Raw genomic sequence first — 22,621 nt, forward strand, 5'->3', positions numbered from 1 at the left:
GGGCCCAAGGATTGCATGGACCGGACAGGAGAGGCAGCCTGCGGCGCATAACCCCAGCCGGGAGCTGACCGTGTCTGCCGAACCTGTTTCCCCTGCCGAACAGCCTGCGGAACCCGCACCGGGCGTGCCGCACACTAACCTGGAAGACGCCTATGCCCTGTTCGTGGGCACGGTGCAGCTGTCGCTCGGCCTGGTTCTGCTGAAAGCCGGCGGGCTCGTCACCGGAGGCGTGGCCGGGATTTCGCTGGTCCTGAACTACCTGACAGGCCTGCCCGTCGGACTGTTCTATACAGCCCTGACGCTACCCCTCCTCGCCATCACCCTGCGCGCGATGAGCTGGCTGTTCATCGTCAAAACGGTGATCGTCACTCTGGGCCTCTTCGCGATGACGGCAATCGCAGCCCAGACCATCGATATCGACTGGATCAGCCGGCCCGTGGCCGCACTGGCAGGCGGCAGCGTGATCGGCATGGGCGCCCTCGCGCTGGCGCGTCACGGCGCCGGCACCGGCGGCTCGGGCGCCGTGGTGCTCTGGCTATACCGCACGCGCGGCTGGAATGCCGGGCGCACGCAGTTGCTCATCGACGGCTGCGTCCTGCTGTTTTCACTCGTCGCGCTGGACGTGACCCGCGTCCTCTGGTCGCTGCTGGGCGTCATGGCGACCGGCGGTATCCTCTACGTCTGGCACCGGCCCGGACGCTACACCGGCTACTAGGCCAAAGTCATTCATACAAATTATCGAAAACCTGAACGAATCCTGCCAGACCTGCTCCGATCCTGTTCAGCCGTGCGGCTCTAGAAGGAACTCAACACGGGACAACGGCTCTTCCCTCCGCCGCCCCGCGAAGGAGTTACGAACCATGAGCATTTTCAAGAAAGCCGCCCTCGGCACCGCCCTTGCCGCCACCGCGCTCGTCAGCGCCAGCCCGGCCATGGCCCGCGATTATCACCGCGACAAAGACAACACTGCCGCGGTCGCCATCGGCGCGGGCGTGATTGGTCTGGCACTGGGCGCAATCATTGCGTCATCGGACAACGATCGCCATCGCAACCGCTACTACGACAGCAGCTACTACTACGGCCCGTCCTATACCACCGGCTGGTACTATCGCGACGGCTACTACTGGGACCGCGATGGCCGCCGCCACAACCGCGAGGAATACACGCGCCGCTATCGTGGAAACGACTACCGGCATGGAGATGCCTACCGCCGCGGTGACGACTTCCGCCGCGACGACCATCGCCGAGGCTACTGAACACATCCCCTTGTGCCGGGTTTCCTCCCCCCGGTCCCACTCAGCGCCCGGCCTTTCCTCCAAGGCCGGGCGTCCTTGCATGACCGGCTTCAAACAGAAGGGCCGAATACTCTTGACCCCCGTCAAAGCCCTCTCTCTTCATCCATGCTGAAAGCGGATGATGCAACGGGGACTGACGATGGAGGTGTCAATGAAACGTCCTGTGATCCTGACTTGTCTCGCCGCTTCGGTTCTATCACTCTCAGCCTGCTATGACGGCTACGGAAGCCGAGTCACAGTCAGTTGGTCGACATATCCCTACTATGGCTGGTATGATGGCTTCTATGGACCGATCTATGACGGTTACTGGGTCAACAGCATTTTCTATTTCCGCCTGACCCCGCAGGATCGCGCATTCCGCGCGGGAGATCCCCAACACTTCCGCCGCGGGGACATGCGCCCCACCGAGCCCCGGTTCAAGCGTTTCGAAGGCACGCTGCGTCCACCCCCGCAGGGCACGCACATGCCGCGCTTCGAACCACCCCGCGATCAGCCGTCGCGCAGAGAGGACCACCGCGATCCGCACTGACACACGGTGAAGCGTGCTCCTTCTGCGCCGGCGGGGCACGCATCCGGTGTCAGCGTGTTACAATTTGCGACAAATTCACCATCGGTTCAGTCCGGAACGTCCACAAGCAGATCTCCACCGCGCCTGCCGAAACCGCCGTCACCCGGTTGGCCACGAACAAGGGAGACGCTTATGTTGCAAAAAGGACTGAAATCGACAGCGGCCAGACTTGGCCTAGGCACCGCGCTCGCGGCTGCGGCACTCGCCATCGCTGCTCCCGCGCAGGCTCGCGATCACTACCGTGATCACGATGGCAACGATGCCGCGATCGCCATCGGCGCCGGTATCATCGGGCTGGCGATCGGTGCGGCCATCGCCGACAGCCACGACGATCGTTACTACAACCGCTCCTATTACCCCGCCCGCCGCTATGTGACCGTGCGCGGCTATCCCGGTTACTACTATTACTACGAAGGCTATCCGAACCGCTACTACCGTGACCGGTACTACAGCAGCTACTACGCGCCCTATTACCGCGATCGCTGGAGCCGGGGCCGGGACTGGCGCCATGACCGCCGCGATTACCACCGCGACCGGCGCGAATATCGCGAAGGATACCGCGACGGGCATCGGGACTGGCGCCGCCGCTGATCCGCTTCGACGATGCCCTGTCCCCTTGGGGCACCGTTGAACGCTTGGCGGGAGGGCTGTGAAACGCAAGCACTCTCGCCAAGTGTGGCGCAGGAAGCTATGGGCCATCCACGATGGATATCGCCGACCTGCGCATTGCCCTGTTCTCGGGCAACTACAACTACGTTCGCGACGGTGCCAACCAGGCCCTCAACCGGCTGGTCGGCTACCTGCTGCGTCAGGGCGCGCAAGTACGGGTCTATGCTCCGGCCGTAGCGGAACCGGCGTTCGAGGCGACCGGCGATCTGGTGGGGATAGGCTCACTGCCGATCCCGGGCCGCGCAGAATACCGTGTGCCTTTGCGAATCTCAGGCAAGGCCCGGCGCGATCTCGACGCCTTCGCCCCCAACGTGGTCCATGTTTCCTCGCCCGATCCGGTGGGCCATCAGGCCGTGACCTGGGCACGCAAACGCAAGCTGCCGGTGCTTGCATCGGTCCACACCCGCTTCGAAACCTACCTTCGCTATTACAACATGGCCTGGGGCGAGCCGGTGATCGAGGCCATCCTGCGCCGGTTCTACCGCCGCTGCGACGCGCTGGTAGCACCCTCGGAGAGCATGGCGCAGGTCCTTCGCGATCAACGCATGAACTATGACGTGTCGATCTGGTCGCGGGGGGTAGACCGTGAGATCTTTCATCCGGGGCGGCGCGATCTGGAATGGCGCCGTTCGCTCGGCATCGGCGATGACGACGTGGCGATCGGTTTCCTCGGCCGGCTGGTGATGGAAAAGGGCCTCGACGTCTTCTCCGACACGCTGGATGAGCTGCGCCGCCGGGGCGCGGGGCACAAGGTGCTGGTGATCGGAGAAGGCCCGGCTCGTGAGTGGTTCGAGGCGCGCCTGCCCGGCGCTGCCTTCGTCGGCTTCCAGCACGGTGCGGACCTTGGCCGTGCGGTCGCCTCGATGGACGTGCTGTTCAATCCTTCAGTCACCGAGACTTTTGGCAATGTCACGCTGGAAGTCATGGCCTGCGGTCTGCCCGTTGTCGCTGCCGCCGCGACCGGCAGCCAGAGCCTCGTCGATGATCGCGCATCGGGCCGCCTGATCCCGCCCGGCGCGATACACCAGTTCGCCGAAGCGCTCAGGGCCTATATCGAAGACCCGGCCCTGCGCGCCGCGCACGGCAGCGCCGGCGAGGCGCGGGCCAGCGAGTTCAGCTGGGACAGGATCAACCAGGCGGTCGCCGACACTTATGTCCGGCTGATCCGCCAGAAGACGCGAAGCTAGCCCAGCACTCCCTGAGCGCGCATACGGGCTGCATACCAGAGCAAGGCCAGCGCCACGATCCAGATCATCACCGAGATGGCCGTGCTGGCCGGGGTCGTCATGCTTTCAGGCATCCCAGACATGGCCTGCCAGATCTGGGTCACAGCCAGTCCGGCCAGCGAGATGGCGAATGCCTCGACAGCATGGCGGGACCGCAGGAGCAGCAGAAGCGAACCCGTCAAGGCGCCCCACACGCCCATCGCCCAGGGAACCAGTGTCCATATCGGCGCGGTATCGAGCCAGTTGATCACCTCGGGCGGGAACTGCGCCATGTATGCGCGGTTACGCGTCACCGTCATCGCAAAGTCCATGCAACCGAAGGCGTTCCAGAGCAGCGAAAGCACGGCAATCGTCCAGAACAGCCAGGATGGCCCGGCCCGTGTGATGGCCTTCATGGCCTGTTCTCCCCGGTTTGTGCAGGTGCCGCCCGGATACGCCTGTGCTTCGCCCGATGCAATCAGCCGCAATAGGCGCTAGATAGCCCCCATGACCGACCTTTTCGCCGACGACTTGCCCCCTGCATCCGCGCCGGACGAGCCGCGAGAGGATGCCCCGCTTGCCGACCGCCTCCGGCCGCGCACGCTGGCCGATGTCATCGGGCAGGAGCACCTGACCGGGCCGGAGGGCGCGATCGGACGAATGGTGGCGGCGGGACGCCTGTCGTCGATGATCCTGTGGGGGCCGCCCGGCACGGGCAAGACCAGCACCGCACGGCTGCTGGCCGCTGCAGTGGGAATGCGCTTTGCCGCTGTCAGCGCGGTATTCTCGGGTGTAGCCGATCTCAAGAAGGCCTTTGCCGAGGCTGCGGCCGCCGCGAAGGCAGGCCAGCGCACCCTGCTGTTCGTGGACGAAATCCACCGCTTCAACCGCGCCCAGCAGGACGGCTTCCTGCCTTTTGTCGAAAGCGGCACTGTCACGCTGGTGGGCGCGACGACCGAAAACCCCAGCTTCGCGCTCAACGCCGCCCTGCTCAGCCGCGCACAAGTCCTCATTCTGCACCGTCTCGACAGCGAAGCGCTTGGCACGTTGCTCGACAAGGCCGAAGCACTGGAAGGCCCACTGCCGCTCGATGCCAATGCGCGCGAGGCGCTGATCGCCTCGGCCGACGGTGACGGCCGCTTCCTGCTCAACCAGGCCGAGACGCTCTATGCCGCGCAGATTCCCGAGCCGCTTGACCCGGCGGCGCTCGGCCAATTCCTGCAACGCCGTGTCGCCGTTTACGACAAGGACCGGGACGGGCACTACAACCTGATCTCGGCCCTGCACAAGGCGGTGCGCGGCTCGGATCCGCAGGCGGCGCTCTATTATCTGGCGCGGCTGCTGACGGCGGGTGAAGAGCCGCTCTACCTCCTGCGCCGTCTGGTCCGCATGGCCAGCGAGGACATCGGGCTGGCCGATCCGCAGGCGCTCCAGCAATGCCTCGCCGCCAAGCAGGCCTACGAGTTCCTCGGCAGTCCCGAGGGCGAAGGGGCGATCGTGCAGGCCTGCCTCTATCTCGCCACCGCGCCCAAGTCGAATGCGGCCTACATGGCGCAAAAGGCGGCATGGAAAAGCGCGAAGGAAACCGGCTCGCTCAGCCCGCCCGCCAATATCCTCAACGCCCCGACCAAGCTGATGAAGGACATCGGCTACGGCAAGGACTACAGCTACGACCACGATGCGCCCGACGGCTTTTCCGGCGACGACTACTGGCCCGAAGGCATGGCGCCGCAGACGTATTACGACCCGGTCGAGCGCGGTTTCGAACGTGAAGTGAAGAAGCGCATCGAGTGGTGGGACAGGAAGCGGAAGGAACGCCATGGCCGGAGCTGACGGCATCCCCGGGGGACTCGCACTGGTCCTCGCGGCGCTGATCGCGTCTCCCGCCGCGGCCAAGGCGCCTGCGGCAAGCGGCCCGGACCTCTCTTCCTGCGGCGCCTACCGGCCCGAGGAAGGCGACATGGAGCTGGAACGCAACAGCCCTCTGCCGGTCCCGCCCGCCCTGCAAGGCATGGCCTCGGCGAATGTCGACTATATGGCCGTGTCGGCACTGTCTGGCGCAACCCTGTGCATCTTAACCCGCGAGATGGAGTCGATCGAGCCTCCCTCGCTCTCGGCAGACCGCCGCTTCTTCGGCTTCGAATGGTCGGGCTACGAGGCCGGGGGATATATTCTGGTGGACCGGGCCGGCCGGGGAACGATAGTGGAAACCGGTGCCCGTCCCGTCGCGTCTCCGGGCGGCACGCGCCTTGCGTCGATCGAATGGTCAGCCTCGGGTTTCGGATCGTTGAATGGCGTGCTGGTGCTCGGCGTTACCCGTGAAAATCTTGTCGAGCTGGCCCGTATGAAGGACCTCCCAGAAGGCGACGACTGGCAAATAGACCGTTGGCTGGGTGAGGACTGCTTCGAAATTTCCTCGCTGCCGATGGATGAGGGAGAGGCAGATGCCGCTCACCCGGGCACTGCGCCCCGGCGCCTTCAAGCCGTTCGCAGCGCACGTGGCGGCTGGACCATCGACTTTCCGGGAACGGCCTGCCGGGCGAGATGACTTTACCGCGTTTCCGGCACTTCATGGCAATCGACTGGTCCGGCGCGGTCGGAGCTCGTCAGAAAGGTATCGCCGTGGCCGTTTGCAGTGCGGAAGGGGAAGCCCCCCGCCTGCTCCATCCCCGGGAACACGGCCACTGGTCACGGGTACAGGTGCTGGACCTGCTCCTTGATACCTGTCCGGAAGATACGCTGATAGGCTTGGATCTCGGCATCTCGCTGCCGTTCGCCGATGCCGGCACGTTCTTTCCCGGCTGGGCGGCCAGTCCGTCCGATGCCCCGTCGCTGTGGGCCCTGATCGACGAGATCTGCACGGATGATCCGCACTTTTCTTCCTCCAGCTTCGTCGATCACCCGGACCTGAGCGCCTATTTTCGCCGCCACGGCGGGCGCGAAGGCGCGCAGTTCCACTTGCCGGGCGCGTCGCACAAGCGCGGCCGGATGCGCGTGACCGAAGAGGCGCAGGCGCGCGCCGGGTGCAAACCGTACTCGAACTTCAACCTCGTCGGCGCGGCGCAAGTGGGCAAATCCAGCCTCACCGGCATGCGCCTGCTGCACCGGCTGCGCGGACAGCTGCCGGTCTGGCCGGTCGATCCGCTGCCTGCGACGGGCTCGGTGATCGTCGAGATCTACACCACGCTTGCCGCCGTGGCCGCCGGACGCAGCGCCTCGCGCGCCAAGATGACCGCTTATGCCGCGCTCAACGAAGCCCTTGCCGCGCTCGGCTCGCCCATAGTCCCCGGCAAAGGGTCGATCGACGATCATTCCTCCGACGCGCTGCTCACTGCTGCCTGGCTGCGCACCGCCGCCCCGCAAGCGGCACTCTGGAATCCCGGCGAACTGACACCGGACCTTGCCCGTACCGAGGGCTGGACCTTCGGCGCACAATAGCCCACAACCCGGCCCATTGAGGGCGCCCCTCCCCCCGGTCCGGGCGCCGCTCCGCAATACCGACAGGGACGCAATCCATTCTATGAAAGCCAAATTGCTGGCAGGACTCGCCTGCCTCGCCCTGGGAACCTCAGCGGTTTCCGCAAGCCCCGCTTCATCGTCCGATAATGCCGTCGCGCAGACCTCCGCGTGGGACAGTTTCGTCAAGAACAGGATCGGCGAATGGCTGGCAATTGACCCCAGCTTCGCCATCTACGAAGGCGCACACGAGTACGACGGCAAGCTGCCCGACTGGAGCACCGCAGGGCTCAAGGCCAAGGCGGACTTCCTGCACGGCCTGATCGCGGATGCCGCGAAATTCGATGGGCTCACCTCCGATCAGGCGTTCGAGCGCGCCTACATGGTGCAGGTCGCCAAGGGGCAGCTGTTCTGGCTCGAAGACGCCGATCAGCCCCACACCAATCCGGAATACTATCTCAACAACGGGCTCGACCCGAATGTCTACGTCAGCCGTTCCTACGCGGACAAGCCGACACGGATGAAGGCTATGATCGCCTTTCTCGAGGCCGTACCCACCGCCGCCGCGCAGATCCGCGCGAACCTGAAAACACCGATGCCCACCAGCTTCATCAAGCTGGGTACCGATGCCTTCGAAGGCTTCGCCGGTTACTATCGGGGCGATGCGCGCGACGCTTTCGCCGATGTAGACGATGCAGCGCTGCAGACGCAGATGAAAGCAGCCTCCGAAAAGGCGGGCGCGGCCATGCAAGAGCTTGCCGACTGGCTGTCGAAGGCCCCGGCGAACGAAGCCTATCCGCTGGGCGCCGAACGCTTCTCGCGCATGCTGGCGGCCACCGAGGCTGTCGATGCGCCGCTCGACGAACTTGAAGCCGTGGGGCGCGCCGACCTCAAGCGCAACCGCGATGCGCTCGTCGCGGCCTGCGCCGAGTATGCCCCCGGCAAGACGGTTCCCGAATGCGTTGCCAGGATGAGCGCGGACAAGCCGGCGGATGGCCCCGTCGCCGAGGCCCGGCGCCAGATCCCGGAGCTCGCCGCTTTCGTGCGCGAGCACCACATCGTCACGATCCCCGGCACCAGGATGGCCGCCGTAGAGGAAAGCCCGCCCTACAACCGCGCCAATTCCGCCTACATGGACCCGCCGGGACCGCTCGAGACGAACGCGACGTCGGTCTATTATATCTCGCCGCCGGATCCGTCATGGCCCACGCAGAAGCAGCTTGACTACATCCCGGGCAAGGACGACCTGCTGTTTACCAGCGTCCATGAAGTGATGCCGGGCCACTACCTGCAGTTCCTGCACTCGAACCAGGCCCCGACGATCGTGGGCAAGCTGTTCGTGGGCTATGCCTTCGCCGAAGGCTGGGCGCACTATGCCGAACAGATGATGTGGGATGCCGGCCTCGGCAACGGCAAGCCCGAAGTCCACATCGGCCAGCTGTCGAACGCCCTCCTGCGAGACTGCCGCTTCCTCTCCGCGATCGGCCTGCACGCACGCGGGATGACACAGGCGCAGTCCAAGCAGATGTTCATGGAACAGTGCTACATCGATGAAGGCAATGCCGAGCAGCAGGCCGCGCGCGGCACTTATGACCCGGCCTATCTCAACTACACGCTAGGCAAACTGATGATCCTGAAACTGCGTCAGGACTGGACCGCCACCCGCGGCGGCCGCGAGGCCTGGGGTGCCTTCCACGACCAGTTCCTGAGCTATGGCGGACCCGCGATCCCGCTGGTTCGCCAGGCCATGATGCACGAAGACGCACCGCACGCGGTGTTCTGACGGGGACCATCAAAAACGACTGGACCGGCGCCCCTGCCTTCCGGTAAGGGCGCCGGAGTCACCGCAAGGCACGCCGGTTTAGCTCAGTTGGTAGAGCAGTTGATTTGTAATCATCAGGCCAGGGGTTCGAATCCTCTAACCGGCACCATTTCCCGCAGTTCAGGCTGAATATCCGTGCAAACCGCGCGACAGGCGCAGCCAGCCATGCCTGCTGCCCTCAGACCGGACGGCCCGCAACCGGGTATCGCGACACGCATGGCCGCGACCCCGGTCAGGTTTCTGCCCCGGGATCAAGGGCTGTCGGGCTGGCTGCCGTTGTCGGCAACCACCGCGACCAGAGCAGCGAGACCAACGGTCACGGGTGCCAATATCGACAGCAGTCCGGCACTGCCGCCGCCGGCCGAGGAACCCGACGCGCCGGCCGCGCCACGCGCACCAGCGCCTGCCCCTGTGCTTCCGGCAGCAGATGCAAAGGCGCCGCCGGGCGCGGCCTGCAATGCGGCCATGGTCGTGCCGAAAGAGGACGGCGCGGTGCGCAGGACTGCATCGAACGAGGAATAGGCCGGCTGACTGATCTGGAAAGGCCCGATCGGCGCGGCGCCAGGGAAGGGAACGAAGACCGCCAGCCCGGGTGTGCTCAGCGTCACGGTCTTGCCGCCGGCAGTGACGTCGATCATGCCGGGATGTTCGCCCATCTGCGCCTTGGGGCCCGGACCACGCAGAACGATCATTGTGGCGGTGGCAGGATCGGTCTTTGCCGGCATCTTCAGGCCCTGCAGGCGTGCCATGAGCATGGCATCCTCACCCACCGCGCCCTCGAAGATGGTGCCGCGAATGCCGATCGTGGCAGCCGGCGTCTGAACCGCATTGCCACCTTCCTTCTTCGCCTTGCCGGACATGAAGCGGAAAGTGCCCTTCGCCACCGAAGCGCCAACCGAACTCGCCTTGCGGCTGGGGTCATAGACGAACCGGTTGACCGTAAAGTTGGCATTGGGCCCAACGGTCAGGTTCGACTTGTCGAGCAGGGTCACCTGCAGTGCGCTGGCCTTGCCGGTATTGACCTGATTGCCCAGCGAGACCTTGTCCCTCACCGCGGCAGGGCGGAATTCCGATTGCTGGTTGCGGCGCACGTTCACGACGTTCCGCACGGCGGAATTGACGCCGACGACTTCCTGTCCTTCGACCGGAACCGTGCCCAGCAGGAAGGCCATGGTGACCACGGCGACCGTGGCAGTCCGTGTCTTGTTGCTGAACATCACTGTGCCTCCCCGTTGGCAGCAAATTTGGAAAGATCGGCAAGCCCGCCGCAAGCAGCCTTGACCCGGCCCAGTGCTTCACTGCCGGGAACTTCGCTAGCAAGCTTGGCACCTTCAAACTGGCCGCTAGGCACATCGTCCAGACGGCACAGCAAAACCGCATATTCAGCGCGCGGTTCCACCGCCTCCTCATCGACCAGCAGGTAGCGCTCCAGGACGGCTGCTGCGCCGGTCAGATCGCCCTGCGCGGCCTTTGCCTGAGCAAGCGACAGCGCCCCCGCCTCGGTGGACGCTTCGTCCGCTTCCTTCTCGATTTCCTTTACAAGTGCCGCGTTTACGGCCGGATCAGCGGCAGTTCCTTCGCTTACCTCCTGTGCATGTACCATACTTGCCCAACTGGCAGTCGCTGCAAACACGGCCATGATTGCTCCGGCTCTATGGCCGATACCAACCGCATTTCTTCCCCACATCGTCTTGGCTCCTTCAGCCTTTTTGAGCATTTTCATTTGCTTTCCGCACTATACACCCCGTCCCAATCCGCACCCGGCGGATTCAGGCGGTATGCTGCAATGCGATTGTGATAGATGCCGTACAGCTTGGTCAGGCCGTAAGCTCCCGCTGCGTGAGCCAGATCATGCAGGGCGCTTTCGGCCTCGTCCCATCGCTGTGAACGATAGGCCGTCAGCATCGCACCGTGCTCCGCCGCAAACGACTGGAACGCCTCGTCCGCCCCCAGTGCTTCGTCCCCCAGAAGGGCATAGACCGCTTCCGGCGTATCGCGCCCGACAACACGGACAAGATCGAGTTCGACCAGCCCGAACCCGGGCAGTGCCGATTTCAGAGAACTGCCGATGGCGATCTGCACACCGTAGTATTTCGTCAAACCTTCGATACGCGACGCCAGGTTCACGGTATCGCCGATCAGCGAATAGGACAGGCGCTGCTGTGAACCCATGTTGCCAACGCAGCACTGGCCGGCGTTGAGGCCGATGCCGATCTTGACATCACCGGGCCAGACCACGTCGCTGCGCTGCGGCATCTCGACGTTCAGCTCTTTCAGTTTTTCCACCATCGCCAGTGCGCCGCGTGCCGCATTGACGGGATGCTCGGGATCATCGAGCGGCGCGTTCCAGAACGCCAGAATGGCGTCGCCGATGTACTTGTCGATCGTGGCCTTGTTCTCGATGAGCAGGTCCGTCATCGGCGTCAGGAACGTGATCAGGAACTGGATGATTTCGTCCGGCGAGAGCCCTTCGGAAATGCTGGAAAAACTACGAACATCGCAGAACATCACCGTCATGTCGCGTTCTTCGCCGCCCAGGTTCAGCTGCGAGGGATCATTGGCGATGCGCTTGACCAGTTCGGGCGCCAGGTACCTGTCGAACGCCTGATGGATATAGGCGCGCTGCTTCTCCTCGCGGTAGAACGTCATGACCGTGACGATAAGGTATCCCAGGATCAGCCCGATGATCGGCCAGGTCGGATTGAGGAGGTAGCCCCACTCCTTGAAGGCATACCAGCTACCTCCGCCCATCACCGAAATGGCGCCAAGACCAAGCACCGCTCCCCACGTCGCGCCCAGCCAGGGCAGCAGCAGCACCAGACCGATCCCGACGGTCAGCAGCAGCACACGCTCGAGGCCCACCGCCCAGTCGGGACGGTAGAGGAACTTGTGGAGGATCATCTGCTCGGCCGCCTCGGCGTGCACCATCACACCCAGTTCAGCCTTGTTGAGCGGCGTCGAGCGCAAGTCGCGCAAGCCGATCGCGCTGGTACCGATGAAGACAATGCGGCCGCCGAACAGTTCTGCCATCTTGTCGGCATCAAGCGCGCCGGACAACACCTTCCATGCAGGGACGACGCGTTCCGGGACGGGGCGGGTGTAATGCATCCACATCTCGCCCTGCTCGTTGGTCGGCACTTCGATATCGCCCAACTTCAACGAAACCACGTCCCCCGGATCACTGCCTTCGGCGCTGCCATCCGTGGTGTTGATCATCACGGAATCGGTCTGAAACGCCATGCGGATCGCTTCAAGCGACAGGGCCGGCAGCATCATGTTGCCCTGCCTCTGGATCAGCGGAGCGCGGCGGATGATCGAATCCTGATCCGGCAGGATACTCAGCGAAGCCGAGCCCGGTGCTGCCTTCTGCAGCACCGGAATGGCCGTGATCGCGTTACGAAAATCGGCGACCGAAGAAGGCGGCGTGCCCAGCACGACCATGCCCGCCTTGGGCTCGACATGGGTCCCCGATCCTTGCGGGGTCAGGAAGAAACCGAGCACGGTCGGATAATTGGCCAGAACCTGAGCGAATTGCTCATCGTTGTCGGGCAGCGTGCCCAACACCTGCGCCGCCTGCGGATCACTGGCCGCATACCGCCGCGCAAGTTCACGCGGCGACGTGCGATCCTTCTCCGAGAATACGATGTCGAACGCGACAGCCGCGGCACCGGCCTCACCAAGTGCCATGGTGAGCCGTGCAACGTCAGTCCTTGGCCACGGCCACTGTCCGAACCGGCGGATGGTCTCGTCATCGATATCGACGATGCGGACCGGGGCATCCTCGTAAGGGCGCGGCGAGAGGCGCTGATAGGCGTCAAACACCATGAAACCCACGCGTTCGATCGCCTGGGAAACCACCGGCACCTGCACGGTCTGAAAAAAGGCAATGGCAAGAATGACAACGAGGCCGGGCAAAACGGCCACGTGCGATTGTCGCCACCAGAAAGTCAGCGCGCGCCGCATTTTTTGTCCGTATCTGTTGCTGCCCCACCTCGAACCGCTTTGGTGAGCGGCTCGATGCCGTCGCCGCATAGCATAATTTTCATCCACCACCATCCCTGCGCAAAATATTTTGGAATAGTTGATATTTATGACTTACTGATTTTAAACTTAGAATACTGAATTAATTAACAGCAATTATATATCTTACTTGAAGATATATAATAAAACCAAACAACCCGCCTTTTTCCGTACGACAGTTTTACGGCAACCATCTCCGGCAGCTCGGTTCACAGCTGAATAGTCGCCTTGTGTACTCGCGGGCCTGGAAATTTCCGTGCTACGTGCGAACCAGCAGCCCTTGCGGAGCACACGTCAGCAAGTGGCGCTTCTCGATCGAGAGGTCCTTGGAGAAATCCGCCCCCGCTTCGGTCGCGAGGAAATCATCGACGGCAGTCAGCGGACTGTTGCCCGGCCCCCAGGGGCGGGTGACGTTGAAGCTGTCCTCGGGCGCGAACTCGATGCCGGTGTCCATCACGAAGATGGCGCTGCCGCTTGGCACCAGCGGAGCATAGAGCAGCAGTTCGTCATAGACGTGATCGCGCGTGTGGTTGGAATCGAGGAAGACCATCACCTTCCCGATGCCGCCCAGCGCCTGCTTCACTTCGCCGAAAGTGCCCAGATCGATCGAGGAGCCCTGAATCAGGGTGATCATCGGAGCGAGTGCATGGGCTTCGATGGCCTCGCGATTGTGTGGGCGAATGTCGATGTCGACGCCGATCACCTTGCGCTGCACTGGCGTCTTGCCGCGCAGCATTTCGCCATAGCCGATCGAGGCCAGAATGCTGGCGGACAACACCAGCGAGCCGCCGCGGGCAATGCCCGTCTCGACGATGGCATCGGGCTGGTAGCGCCAGATCAGTTCCTGGATCGCGCAGACGTCCTGTGGGTCCTGGATGATCGGGCGGCCCATCCATTCGAACATATACTGGTAGTCGAACGAGCGGCTGGCATCGTGCCATTGCTGCACGGCGGCGCGGCAGGCCGGGTCGGCCCAGTTGCGTTCTGCCATCTCGGCGCGCTTGATTGCGAAATCCATGCGTTTTCCCTCAGCCCCGGTAGCGGGCAAACAGCGTCAGTCCCTCGCCGAACAGGGCGTGGGACCGCAAGAACAGGTCATGCCGGTCCAGACCGGCCAGAAACCCCGGAATCTCGAGCAGCGAACGCTGGTCGTGCGACAGGTTCACCAGCACGTCGACAGCGCGGGTGCGCAGCAGATGCTCCGCGCCCCGCAGCGCGGGCAGTTCACTGCCTTCGATATGCAGCTTGAGCAGCACGCGTTCAGCCTCGCCGTGGCCGATCTCGTCGAGGCGCACCGTCTCCACTTCGACCATATCGGGAAGATCGATGCTCTCGTCCTCGATCAGACGCGAGGAAAGCAGGCCATTGGCGAGAAACCGTCCGGTCCCTGCGTGATCAGACAGCGCTCGGCGGTCGAGTGCAACAGGCGCCCCGCCCTTCGCTTCCCATGCGGGAATCTGTTCGAGGCAAATGGCCGCGCTGCCGGGATCGGGTTCGAACGCCACGATGCGATCCCATGTCACCCCCGCTCCGGTCAGATACTTGAGCAGACCAAGGTCATAGGCGCCGCCATCGTAGATCAGGTCGTAGTGACAGCCGCCTCGCCCGAACAGGCTGAGGTCGTACTTGCTGTCCTCGCTGCCGACCGGATAGCCATCGACCAGTTCACGATGGAAACGCCATGCACAGGCCGCCGCGCAGGCCTCGCGCGAAAGATCGTCGGCGAAGCAGGCAGCCAGCCCTGCGGCGCGTTCCTGCTCCCCGGCAGAGGGCGCAAGGTTGCGCCAGCCGTTGGAGAACAGCGCGGGCGTGTACTGTTCGAAGAAGTCGTAGACCGTAATGACGTCCGGCTGGCCAATGCGCGCGAAAATCGCACGGATCTCTTCCGCCGGCATCTTGAAGGCGCTGAGCAGATAAGTGACGCCGGGGCGCCGGACATGACCGGCGAGCGGTTCGATCACGATGCCCTCGAGGTCGCCGGTCTTGTAGCTGTCGAGGCAGAATTCGGGCCGGGGCACGTCGTGCGGCCACATCGCCAGCGACATCGCGCCCAGCTGCCCGGCGCCGATCAGCGCATAGCGGCCGCTTGTCAGCGCGCAGGAAAGATCGGCTTCGCGGGACATCAGACGAACAGCTTTTTCAGCTTCTCCCGCTCGCCATCGAGGTTGTCATTGGTGCAGGTATGCACCTGCCCGCAGGACCCGCAGGAGGGATTGGCGGCAAGCCCTTCGACGATATGCTGGCGACGCAATGCCTGCATGGCCGCCCCGTTCCAGATATCGAGCAGCCCCTCGTCCGCGACTGATCCCAGAACCAGCTCACGGTTCCAGTCGACGCAGCACGGGCTCACCGAGCCGTCGGAATTGATCGAGAGCGTGTAGAACAGATACGGGCAGATCGTCTTGCGCACCGTTTCACGCCCGTAGAGGTCAGTCTCTTCCGGCGCGGCGCCGTCGACGTCGAACTGCGGCCAGGATGCAACCGTGTTCTCGATGTAGATCCCGTCCGAGATCGGCCCGAAGGTATCGAAGAACTTCTGGTCCTCGCCCGCCGCGTAATGGAGGTTCTGCGCCACGGTCTTCACGTGGATCTTCAGATCGCCGCGGATGGAATGAAGGTGGCGCACGTTCTCGACGAAGCGGTCGAAATCGAGGCGCACCCGCGCAAAGGACAGATAGCGCTCGGCCGTCACGCCCTCGATCGAAAGCACGATCCGGTCCAGCCCGGCCGCAACCAGCTGTTCGTTGAACGCCGGTTCCAGCTTCGATCCGTTGCTGGTGGTCTCCACCCGCTCGATCCGGGGCTCGGCCTTGGCCAGGCGCACCATGTCGAGGAAGTGCGGATTGAGCAGCGGTTCGCCATCCTTGTAGAGGCGCAGCACCTTGAGGTTGCGTTCGAAGCCCGAAATGTCGGCGATGATCTTGCTGTAGAGATCGAGCCCCATGAATGTCTGCGAGCGGCCCGACTGCTTGATCAGCCTGGGATCACCCGTTGGGCAGAAGGCACACTTGAAATTGCACAGCGAGGCCGGATCGACCTGCAGCGACAGCGGGTTGGCCAGCGGCAGAATGTCCGCCAGCGTCTCGCGGGCATAGGCCTGCGGCAGCATGAAGACATTGGCGGCCTCAGCCGACATGCGCGTATTCCCCGGCTACGGCCGCGCTGAAACTGTCTTCCGGCAGGCCGGAAATGGCTTTCAGCATCCTGTCCCGGTCGGCATCGACATTGTCAGCCTTGCAGTGGGTGACCTGGCTGCAGTTGCCGCAGATTGCGTGGTTTGAGCGCTGCCCCTGAAGATGCGCGAGGCGGTGCGCCTGCATTTCCGGACCGGTCCATATTTCCTTGAGGCTGCGCTCCTTCAGCGTGCCGACATCGAGACCGCGCGACCAGTCGACGAAACAGGCACTGACCGAGAGGTCGGAGTTCACCGAGATCGAATAGAACAGGTACGGGCAGGTCTGCACATCGACGATCTCGTTGCCGTACAGGCCGGTCGTGATCGAGATGTCCATACGTTCCTCGACGTCGAAGTCGGGCCAGCAGGGAGAGGCATTCTCCACGAAGATGCGGTCGCAGTAGTCGCCGAAGGTATCGTAGAACTTGTCGTGCAGATCCTCGCCGATGATCTCGGAAGTGGTCTTGACGACAACCTCGACCTGACCGGCGACGGCCGTGTAGAAATCGCGGATGTTGGCCACGAAGGAAGGAAAATCCACTTTCGACTTGGCAAAGGTCAGGAACTGCTCCTCGCTCATGCCGTCGATCGAGAGATTGATACGGTCGAGCCCGGCGGCGGCCAGCCTTTCGCCGACTTCGCCGCTCAGCAGGTAGCCGTTGCTGGTCGTGTCGATGCATTCCGCGATGCCGGCGTCCCTGGCCATACGGATCATCGCGGGCAGGTTCTTGTTGAGGAGCGGTTCGCCATCCTTGTAGAGGCGCAAGGCCTTAATCTTGTCGTCAAACTGGGCGATGTCACCCACGGCCTTTTCGAAATCGGCCAGCGACAGCCGGCCCTGATAGCGCCCGGTGGACTTGATCAGCTCGCGGTCGCCCGTTGGGCAGAACGTGCACTGGAAATTGCAGGCACTCGACGGGTCGATGAACACGACATAGGGCGTGCGCAGGGGCACGACGTCACCCAGCCGCGTGCGGGCCGCCTGAATCCTGGGCTGAACCTTTTCTGCTATTTCCCGGCGCATGCGGTCGCTTATCCCCAATCAATGCCCTTGGCCGTCGCGGATTTCTATAAAAGCAAGGTTAACAACACCTTTGGAAAGCCCCCCGTAGAGAACACCGGGTCCGGTATTGCGGGAGAGTCCTGCCCTTGCCGTCACGCGAAATTAACCAATGCTTATGACCATAACCGGGTAAAGTCGATCCACCCTTCCCCACGGCTGGGGAAATGATGGCAAGGCCACCGGACGTTAGCTGGAGACAAGGATGAATTCCGAACTGCCCGTTTCGGCCGCAACCGCGCATTGCCGCAATTGCGGTGGGCAAGAGCTCGACTGGATCACCCGCCACATGGCAATGGCCGTGCCGGAGGCCTATCCCCTGAGCGGAGATATGGCGGTAACGGCATGCCGGGACTGCGGCTTCGTCGGCAACCATTCACCCACGGGCGATGCGGCCTATGCCGACTACTACACCCGGTTCAACAAGCACCAGACCCGCACGGATGCACTGCACGATCTGGACCACGCCTATTTCACTGGCGTCCTGGACATGGTGGAGCGCGAAGCGGGAGTCGACTGGACACAGACCGATGTGCTCGACTGGGGCAGCGGTGCACTGCTCTTCTCGGACCTGGCATCGCAGCGCGGCGCCCGCTCGGCGCATAACTACGATCTGACGAAGGCCTATCCCGATCTCGATTACGGCCTCATCGCCTCGACCCACTGCATCGAGCACGTGCTGGCCTTCAATGCCGAGTTCCGCCGCATTCACGGTGTGCTCGGCAAGGACGGGCTGTTCGTGATCGCGGTGCCGGACCTGCGGGGCTATGCCGATGTCTATTGGGGCCCCTATGCCGCCTTCGACCTCGAACACATCAATCACTTCGAGATAAACAGCCTGTCCGATGCACTGATACGCACAGGGTTCGAGATCGTCGCGACGCGCGAATCCGACCGGCTCGTCACGCCGACGCTGGCCTACCCCGAGGTGGTTATCCTCGCCCGCAAGGTGGAAGATGTCCCGGTCCGCGGCATGATATCCTCGTCCCGCTCCGAGCCCGCCTCCGTGCTGCCTTGCTATCTGGAGCGGTCCGAACGGGACATGGGCGAAATGACCGCCGCCGTTCTCGATACACTCAAGGATTACGAAAGCCGGGGCTTGGCCATTTCACCGGGCATCTACGGTGTGGCTAGCTATGCTTTCCGCTTGATTCATATTCTGGCCACGGAACACGATTTCCATTGCGCATGGATCGCGGACAGCGATGCCCGGCTGACCGGCAAACAGCTCGATCAGGTGCCGATCAAGGATTTCGAGGGGTTCCGGGCTTGGGTCTCCCAGTGCGAAACTGCGGGTGTACGCTGCGTCGTGTTCGTCGCAGCCGTCAACGCCGTGCGCATCGATGCCTTCCTGAAGGAGCACTTCGGAGACAGCATCGACATCTGCGTGCTGCCGCCCGACTGCCAGAACCGTTCACCAGCGGGCTAGCCGCGCCAGGAACCGCCCATCGTCTGCACAAGATGGACGTAATCGAACAGGTCGCTCAGCATGAAGTGCCGGTTTTCCGGATTCAGCATATGGGCAAGCACGGCCTCGTCGCCATCGAGATAGCGAAACGCGGTTCTGCGAAACTGTTCGGGCAGGCTCAGGTTGAAGGCGGAAGGCTGCGTGAGCATCCGGCAGATCTGGTCGAACAGTAGCCGGAAACGGTCGTCCTCCGGCTCCATGTAGACATCGCCGAAGTCCGATTTGTAGCGGCCGAATAGGGCCAGGTAGTCATCGCCGCCCGGCTTGCTCTGCATGGTCTGCCTCCCTGCGCGTCTCTGCTGCCGCGCGGACACGCAAAACCGGTGCCACCCCGTTTCCCGCCGTGACAGGGCCTTTCTTGTGCCAGACAGCGGCTCGCGCTGTCGTCTTTGCGACACGCCATGGTCTGCAGCAGGCCGATCTATGGCGCTTTTCCTCACCTTCCGCATTGGTTCGATCCTTGCATCCCAAAGTGGCGAACATTCCGAGCAGAAAGGCGACCGCGATGGCATTCACCTCGATTTGTCCCACAAGCGCGATCAGCGAAGGCGGCATGGGCTTCTTCCGCGCCGGCAAGAAAACCGTGCTCCTGCTCTGGCCGGCGGACGGAGAGCTGAAGGCCTATCGCGGGCGCTGTCCGCATGCGGACGTGCCGCTGGACGAAGCGCGCTTCGACGGCCAAACCTTGACCTGCCCGCACCATAACTGGGGCTTCGACAGTGCGAGTGGCAAGTGCGTGACGCATTCCGTGCGCAACGTGCTCCACCCCTATCCGCTGCAAATGGAAGGAGACGAGATCCTTGTCGATGTCGGCCCGGTGAAACCGGCTCGGCAGGCCTCATGAAGGGCGAACCGGACTGGGTCATCTGGAACGGCACGATGGGCATCCTCGACATGGTTGCGATCGGCCGGACCGAAGGCAGACAGGGCTTCCTTGCAGAGCCCTATGACGTTGTCGGGCCCTTCAGCCTCGATGAGCTGGAAACCGGAGGACGGATCGCCTTCGGGGAATGCCTGGTAATGTCCCGCCAACGCTGGCAGCAGGATCAGGTCGACCTGCGCATGGCTGCCCGGGAGAAGCGTCAGGCGTATGTCATGCGCGCCGCCTTCAGCGGTGACGAAACCGCGCATCGTGAAGCGCTGGAACTGCCGATCGGCGGGCTGCTCGAGACCGTACAGATCAACGCGGCCTTCCGGCGGCTGGCCAAGACCGCGCACCCCGACGCAGGCGGGAGCGATGCGGAGTATCACCGCATCTCCGAAGCGCGCGATGCCTTGCTCGAACGGCTGGGAACAATGGTTTAATTCAGGCGAGCGGGGGAACTGGTGACGGTCCCCCGCCCGGCCCGCTCAGACCTTGTCGGGCTGCGCGTACTTGCGGACCATTACGTCGATCGCCGTCATCGCTTCGGAAACGTCAAGCCAGGTTTCGGCCCGCTCTTCGCTCTTGAACTCCTTGCCGAGATTGACCGGGGCATCGACCCCCGGCAAGTGCAGAAAACAGGCCCACTTGCCGTTATCCAGCTGTTCGACCGTAACCTTGTGATCGGCCATATGCTTCGCTCCTCCGCGTCTGTGTTGCCATTCAGACAAAAACAACGGCGCAAGGGCTTTCGGCCCTGCGCCGCCAGCGCGAGAAGCAAGTTTCCTGCCAAGACAAGGACGATACCCGGACAACGCGGCTGGAGGAACGCGGTGCCCGGGTATCCTGCGCACGCGGAGGTGCGCCCTCTCAAGCTGGGTATGTGGACGTCAGGCCATCAGGATCTTGTCGAGAGCCAAGCAGAACTTCTGCATGTCCTCGGCCGAACCCACGGTGATGCGCGACGCCTGCGGATAAGCAGTCCACGAACGGCCGATCTGCACACCTTGTTCCAGAAAGGCCGCCATCATTTCCTTGGGCGTCTTGTCCTTCCATTCGACCATGAACATGTTCGCGTGGCTGCCAGGAATGACCTTGAGGCCGCGCTTCTGGACATGGGCGATCGCCATTTCGCGCGCGGACACCATCTGCGCGGCACGCGCCTTGATCTGGTCGGCAAGTGGAACCGAGGCGGTGCCGCAGGCCACCGCCGTCATCGGCAGCTGGTTGGTCACCTGACCGCCATCATAGCGCATCATCTTTTCATGCAGCGCCGGTGCGGCGAAGGTGAGGCCCAGGCGCATGCCCGCCATTCCGAAGAGCTTGGAGAACGTGCGCATGACGATCACGTCGTCGCGCTCGACCGCCAGCTTGGCCGCGCGCGGAGTGTCGGACCAGTGGACATAGGCCTCATCCACCAGCAGCACTGCGTCCTTGGGCTTGTTCTCGGCAAGCCAGACGATGTCCTCGATCGGGGTGATCGTGCCGGTCGGGTTGTTGGGGGAGCAGATGTAGTAAACACCGGCATGGGGATCGGCCGCCAACATGGCCTTCACGTCATGACGGTAGTCAGACGTAAGGGGAACCTTGGTCACCTTTGCGCCGATCCATGCTCCAGTACGCCAGATCGATTCGTACGTCGGGTCTGCAGTGACGATGCCACGCTTGGGCGAGGCAAACGTGATCGGCACCCGGGCAAGCGGATCACTCGATCCCGGCCAGGCGAGAATGCGGTCCACCGGCACGCCTTCAACCTTGGACACCGCGTCGAACAACTTGGCGTGCTCGTTGTCGGGTTCGTACCAGTTGCCCTGCGCCACGATCAGCATCGCAGCTTCGGCACCGGCCGGGAGCGGGCCCGTCCAGCACTCGTTGGAACCGATGCGAACGGCCCCCACCACGGCCTTGGCGGACTGCTGGGCGAAGGCGGATTCGGCGCTGCCGGCCAGGGCAATGCCGCCACCGAGCAGAGCCGCGATGCGGCCAAGCTGGCGGCGCGAATAGCCACGCGAAATCAGCTCTTCGCCAATCTCAGTGTTTTCAATGCGTTCCATTACGCTGGTGTCCTCAGCCTGCATTGTACGAACTCCTTCCCGATGAAATGCGCCAGCATTCAAACCTTGAGCGCACTACGAAACATGACGACTGCGATAACGACGAGATAGACCCCGAACACGCGCTTGAGAACGCTCGGCGGCAGCGAATGGGCCGCGGCGACACCCAGCGGGGCGGTCAGGATCGACATGGATGCGATGGCGGCCGCTGCCGGAACATTGACGAAGCCCACCGATCCCCACGGCAACCCATGTTCGTGAAAGCCTACGATCATGAAGCCAATGGTTGCGGGCACGGCGATGAGTGTACCAATTCCGGAAGCGGTGCCAACCGCCTTGTGGATCGGCCGCCCGCACATGGTCATGACCATGATCGCGATGGTCCCGCCACCGATACCGAGCAGGGCCGAAAAGGCGCCGAGACCACCGGAGATGCCCACGCGCAGCGCGCCGCCGGGCATGTGGTCGGACAGGACCAGCTTTGAAAGATGAGGGATAAGGAAAACCATCGACATGGCCAGCACGCCGGTGGCGAAGATCATCTTCAGTGCCGTGCCATCGACATGGCTGGCAAGGACCACGCCGACACCGTCCCCCAGGACGATCCACGGAGCCCAGCTCTTGAGAACCTCGAAATCGACCGAGCCGCGCTTGTGGTGGCTGAGCGTCGACCGGATGGAAGTAACGATGATGGTAGCTGCCGAAGTTGCCACAGCGATGTGGGCATATTGCGAGTGATCGCCGCCAAGCAGCGGCAGCATGATCAGCAGCGCAGGCACTACGATGAAGCCGCCGCCGATGCCGAATACGCCGCCGGCAAAGCCTGCCAGAAGTCCGGCACCGATCATTCCGACCGCGGGGAGAAGCCAGTCCATGGAGGACAAGAGCACGACCGTTACTCCAATTCTTGTGATTGCGAATTCTTGTATTTCAAAAAGGCGGCGCCGTTTTGCCTGAGCAAAACGGC

The 22,621-nt window shown here is 63.3% G+C and carries 24 protein-coding genes and 1 tRNA gene; 13 read left to right on the plus strand and 12 right to left on the minus strand.

From position 1 onward, the window contains the following. The first annotated feature begins 70 nt into the window (after positions 1–70). From MTR64_RS06270 to MTR64_RS06290, 5 genes are all read left to right on the plus strand, one after another. Positions 71–715, plus strand: coding sequence for a YitT family protein (locus MTR64_RS06270; RefSeq protein WP_243991935.1), 645 nt, complete (start codon positions 71–73; stop codon positions 713–715). Between the two features lie 145 nt (positions 716–860). Then, the gene (locus MTR64_RS06275; RefSeq protein ID WP_243991936.1) at positions 861–1,256 is read left to right on the plus strand and encodes a hypothetical protein; all 396 of its coding nucleotides are present in this window, start codon (positions 861–863) and stop codon (positions 1,254–1,256) included. A 190-nt stretch (positions 1,257–1,446) separates the two neighbouring features. Next, complete coding sequence (locus tag MTR64_RS06280; protein ID WP_243991937.1) at positions 1,447–1,824, plus strand: hypothetical protein; 378 nt, start codon at positions 1,447–1,449, stop codon at positions 1,822–1,824. A 171-nt stretch (positions 1,825–1,995) separates the two neighbouring features. After that, positions 1,996–2,454: a hypothetical protein gene (locus MTR64_RS06285; protein ID WP_243991938.1), complete on the plus strand. Its 459-nt coding sequence runs from the start codon at positions 1,996–1,998 to the stop codon at positions 2,452–2,454. A gap of 113 nt (positions 2,455–2,567) precedes the next feature. Further along, complete coding sequence (locus tag MTR64_RS06290) at positions 2,568–3,719, plus strand: glycosyltransferase family 4 protein (protein WP_243991939.1); 1,152 nt, start codon at positions 2,568–2,570, stop codon at positions 3,717–3,719. Here MTR64_RS06290 and MTR64_RS06295 read toward each other — a convergent pair. Then, entirely contained in the window at positions 3,716–4,153 is a 438-nt protein-coding gene (locus tag MTR64_RS06295; RefSeq protein WP_243991941.1) for a hypothetical protein, read from the minus strand. The two genes, MTR64_RS06290 and MTR64_RS06295, sit on opposite strands and share 4 nt — an antisense overlap. Before the next feature lie 91 nt (positions 4,154–4,244). Between MTR64_RS06295 and MTR64_RS06300 the strand changes: the two genes are divergently transcribed. From MTR64_RS06300 to MTR64_RS06320, 5 genes are all read left to right on the plus strand, one after another. After that, positions 4,245–5,570: a replication-associated recombination protein A gene (locus MTR64_RS06300; RefSeq protein WP_243991943.1), complete on the plus strand. Its 1,326-nt coding sequence runs from the start codon at positions 4,245–4,247 to the stop codon at positions 5,568–5,570. Continuing rightward, entirely contained in the window at positions 5,557–6,285 is a 729-nt protein-coding gene (locus MTR64_RS06305) for a hypothetical protein (RefSeq protein WP_243991945.1), read from the plus strand. The genes MTR64_RS06300 and MTR64_RS06305 overlap by 14 nt, the downstream gene beginning before the upstream one ends. Beyond that, positions 6,282–7,175, plus strand: coding sequence for a hypothetical protein (locus MTR64_RS06310; protein ID WP_243991947.1), 894 nt, complete (start codon positions 6,282–6,284; stop codon positions 7,173–7,175). Before MTR64_RS06305 ends, MTR64_RS06310 begins: the two co-directional genes overlap by 4 nt. Positions 7,176–7,257: 82 nt before the next feature. Then, entirely contained in the window at positions 7,258–8,976 is a 1,719-nt protein-coding gene (locus MTR64_RS06315; protein ID WP_243991949.1) for a DUF885 domain-containing protein, read from the plus strand. Positions 8,977–9,048: 72 nt separating this feature from the next. After that, positions 9,049–9,124, plus strand: a tRNA-Thr gene (locus tag MTR64_RS06320). Positions 9,125–9,266: 142 nt separating this feature from the next. On the opposite strand, the gene MTR64_RS06325 is transcribed toward MTR64_RS06320, so the two are convergent. The 7 genes from MTR64_RS06325 to MTR64_RS06355 all read right to left on the minus strand — a co-directional run bounded on the left by MTR64_RS06325 (position 9,267) and on the right by MTR64_RS06355 (position 17,234). Continuing rightward, positions 9,267–10,232 (minus strand): FecR family protein, encoded by a 966-nt coding sequence (locus MTR64_RS06325; RefSeq protein ID WP_243992322.1) that lies wholly within the window; start codon positions 10,230–10,232, stop codon positions 9,267–9,269. Beyond that, positions 10,232–10,738 (minus strand): hypothetical protein, encoded by a 507-nt coding sequence (locus MTR64_RS06330; protein WP_243991951.1) that lies wholly within the window; start codon positions 10,736–10,738, stop codon positions 10,232–10,234. The genes MTR64_RS06325 and MTR64_RS06330 overlap by 1 nt, the downstream gene beginning before the upstream one ends. Then, the gene (locus MTR64_RS06335; protein WP_243991953.1) at positions 10,735–12,939 is read right to left on the minus strand and encodes a CHASE2 domain-containing protein; all 2,205 of its coding nucleotides are present in this window, start codon (positions 12,937–12,939) and stop codon (positions 10,735–10,737) included. Before MTR64_RS06335 ends, MTR64_RS06330 begins: the two co-directional genes overlap by 4 nt. Positions 12,940–13,294: 355 nt before the next feature. Then, positions 13,295–14,053, minus strand: coding sequence for a cephalosporin hydroxylase family protein (locus MTR64_RS06340; protein WP_243991956.1), 759 nt, complete (start codon positions 14,051–14,053; stop codon positions 13,295–13,297). A 10-nt stretch (positions 14,054–14,063) separates the two neighbouring features. Beyond that, positions 14,064–15,158, minus strand: a complete 1,095-nt coding sequence (locus tag MTR64_RS06345) for an FkbM family methyltransferase (RefSeq protein WP_243991958.1) — start codon at positions 15,156–15,158, stop codon at positions 14,064–14,066. After that, on the minus strand, positions 15,158–16,171 hold the full coding sequence (locus MTR64_RS06350) for a radical SAM/SPASM domain-containing protein (RefSeq protein WP_243991960.1): 1,014 nt from the start codon (positions 16,169–16,171) through the stop codon (positions 15,158–15,160). Before MTR64_RS06350 ends, MTR64_RS06345 begins: the two co-directional genes overlap by 1 nt. After that, on the minus strand, positions 16,161–17,234 hold the full coding sequence (locus tag MTR64_RS06355) for a radical SAM/SPASM domain-containing protein (RefSeq protein ID WP_243991962.1): 1,074 nt from the start codon (positions 17,232–17,234) through the stop codon (positions 16,161–16,163). Before MTR64_RS06355 ends, MTR64_RS06350 begins: the two co-directional genes overlap by 11 nt. Before the next feature lie 241 nt (positions 17,235–17,475). On the opposite strand from MTR64_RS06355, the gene MTR64_RS06360 reads away from it, so the two are divergent. After that, the gene (locus MTR64_RS06360) at positions 17,476–18,699 is read left to right on the plus strand and encodes a class I SAM-dependent methyltransferase (RefSeq protein WP_243991964.1); all 1,224 of its coding nucleotides are present in this window, start codon (positions 17,476–17,478) and stop codon (positions 18,697–18,699) included. Here the strand turns inward: MTR64_RS06360 and MTR64_RS06365 are convergent. Further along, entirely contained in the window at positions 18,696–19,013 is a 318-nt protein-coding gene (locus tag MTR64_RS06365; RefSeq protein WP_243991967.1) for a hypothetical protein, read from the minus strand. The genes MTR64_RS06360 and MTR64_RS06365 overlap by 4 nt on opposite strands. Before the next feature lie 230 nt (positions 19,014–19,243). On the opposite strand from MTR64_RS06365, the gene MTR64_RS06370 reads away from it, so the two are divergent. Together MTR64_RS06370 and MTR64_RS06375 are read left to right on the plus strand one after the other, a co-directional pair. Next, positions 19,244–19,582: a Rieske 2Fe-2S domain-containing protein gene (locus MTR64_RS06370; RefSeq protein WP_243991970.1), complete on the plus strand. Its 339-nt coding sequence runs from the start codon at positions 19,244–19,246 to the stop codon at positions 19,580–19,582. After that, positions 19,579–20,043 carry a hypothetical protein gene (locus tag MTR64_RS06375; RefSeq protein WP_243991972.1) on the plus strand — a complete coding sequence of 155 codons (465 nt, stop codon included), beginning with the start codon at positions 19,579–19,581 and terminating at the stop codon, positions 20,041–20,043. The genes MTR64_RS06370 and MTR64_RS06375 overlap by 4 nt, the downstream gene beginning before the upstream one ends. A gap of 45 nt (positions 20,044–20,088) precedes the next feature. On the opposite strand, the gene MTR64_RS06380 is transcribed toward MTR64_RS06375, so the two are convergent. From MTR64_RS06380 to MTR64_RS06390, 3 genes are all read right to left on the minus strand, one after another. Beyond that, a complete protein-coding gene (locus MTR64_RS06380) occupies positions 20,089–20,292 on the minus strand; it encodes a hypothetical protein (RefSeq protein ID WP_243991974.1) in 204 nt (67 codons plus the stop codon). A gap of 198 nt (positions 20,293–20,490) precedes the next feature. After that, on the minus strand, positions 20,491–21,654 hold the full coding sequence (locus tag MTR64_RS06385) for a pyridoxal phosphate-dependent aminotransferase (protein WP_243991975.1): 1,164 nt from the start codon (positions 21,652–21,654) through the stop codon (positions 20,491–20,493). Between the two features lie 59 nt (positions 21,655–21,713). Continuing rightward, complete coding sequence (locus MTR64_RS06390; protein WP_243991977.1) at positions 21,714–22,529, minus strand: sulfite exporter TauE/SafE family protein; 816 nt, start codon at positions 22,527–22,529, stop codon at positions 21,714–21,716. Positions 22,530–22,621 lie beyond the last annotated feature (92 nt).

Origin of the sequence: Novosphingobium album (ex Hu et al. 2023), assembly GCF_022832385.1 — a bacterium.
In the GTDB taxonomy this organism is placed as follows: domain Bacteria; phylum Pseudomonadota; class Alphaproteobacteria; order Sphingomonadales; family Sphingomonadaceae; genus Novosphingobium; species Novosphingobium album.

Coding starts and splice junctions, on each gene's coding strand:
- MTR64_RS06275 (WP_243991936.1), top strand. CDS start 861: ATGAGCATTTTCAAGAAAGCCGCCCTCGGCACCGCCCTTGCCGCCACC.
- MTR64_RS06280 (WP_243991937.1), top strand. CDS start 1,447: ATGAAACGTCCTGTGATCCTGACTTGTCTCGCCGCTTCGGTTCTATCA.
- MTR64_RS06285 (WP_243991938.1), top strand. CDS start 1,996: ATGTTGCAAAAAGGACTGAAATCGACAGCGGCCAGACTTGGCCTAGGC.
- MTR64_RS06290 (WP_243991939.1), top strand. CDS start 2,568: ATGGATATCGCCGACCTGCGCATTGCCCTGTTCTCGGGCAACTACAAC.
- MTR64_RS06295 (WP_243991941.1), bottom strand. CDS start 4,153: ATGAAGGCCATCACACGGGCCGGGCCATCCTGGCTGTTCTGGACGATT.
- MTR64_RS06300 (WP_243991943.1), top strand. CDS start 4,245: ATGACCGACCTTTTCGCCGACGACTTGCCCCCTGCATCCGCGCCGGAC.
- MTR64_RS06305 (WP_243991945.1), top strand. CDS start 5,557: ATGGCCGGAGCTGACGGCATCCCCGGGGGACTCGCACTGGTCCTCGCG.
- MTR64_RS06310 (WP_243991947.1), top strand. CDS start 6,282: ATGACTTTACCGCGTTTCCGGCACTTCATGGCAATCGACTGGTCCGGC.
- MTR64_RS06315 (WP_243991949.1), top strand. CDS start 7,258: ATGAAAGCCAAATTGCTGGCAGGACTCGCCTGCCTCGCCCTGGGAACC.
- MTR64_RS06325 (WP_243992322.1), bottom strand. CDS start 10,232: ATGTTCAGCAACAAGACACGGACTGCCACGGTCGCCGTGGTCACCATG.
- MTR64_RS06330 (WP_243991951.1), bottom strand. CDS start 10,738: ATGAAAATGCTCAAAAAGGCTGAAGGAGCCAAGACGATGTGGGGAAGA.
- MTR64_RS06340 (WP_243991956.1), bottom strand. CDS start 14,053: ATGGATTTCGCAATCAAGCGCGCCGAGATGGCAGAACGCAACTGGGCC.
- MTR64_RS06345 (WP_243991958.1), bottom strand. CDS start 15,158: ATGTCCCGCGAAGCCGATCTTTCCTGCGCGCTGACAAGCGGCCGCTAT.
- MTR64_RS06350 (WP_243991960.1), bottom strand. CDS start 16,171: ATGTCGGCTGAGGCCGCCAATGTCTTCATGCTGCCGCAGGCCTATGCC.
- MTR64_RS06355 (WP_243991962.1), bottom strand. CDS start 17,234: ATGCGCCGGGAAATAGCAGAAAAGGTTCAGCCCAGGATTCAGGCGGCC.
- MTR64_RS06360 (WP_243991964.1), top strand. CDS start 17,476: ATGAATTCCGAACTGCCCGTTTCGGCCGCAACCGCGCATTGCCGCAAT.
- MTR64_RS06365 (WP_243991967.1), bottom strand. CDS start 19,013: ATGCAGAGCAAGCCGGGCGGCGATGACTACCTGGCCCTATTCGGCCGC.
- MTR64_RS06370 (WP_243991970.1), top strand. CDS start 19,244: ATGGCATTCACCTCGATTTGTCCCACAAGCGCGATCAGCGAAGGCGGC.
- MTR64_RS06375 (WP_243991972.1), top strand. CDS start 19,579: ATGAAGGGCGAACCGGACTGGGTCATCTGGAACGGCACGATGGGCATC.
- MTR64_RS06380 (WP_243991974.1), bottom strand. CDS start 20,292: ATGGCCGATCACAAGGTTACGGTCGAACAGCTGGATAACGGCAAGTGG.
- MTR64_RS06385 (WP_243991975.1), bottom strand. CDS start 21,654: ATGGAACGCATTGAAAACACTGAGATTGGCGAAGAGCTGATTTCGCGT.
- MTR64_RS06390 (WP_243991977.1), bottom strand. CDS start 22,529: ATGGACTGGCTTCTCCCCGCGGTCGGAATGATCGGTGCCGGACTTCTG.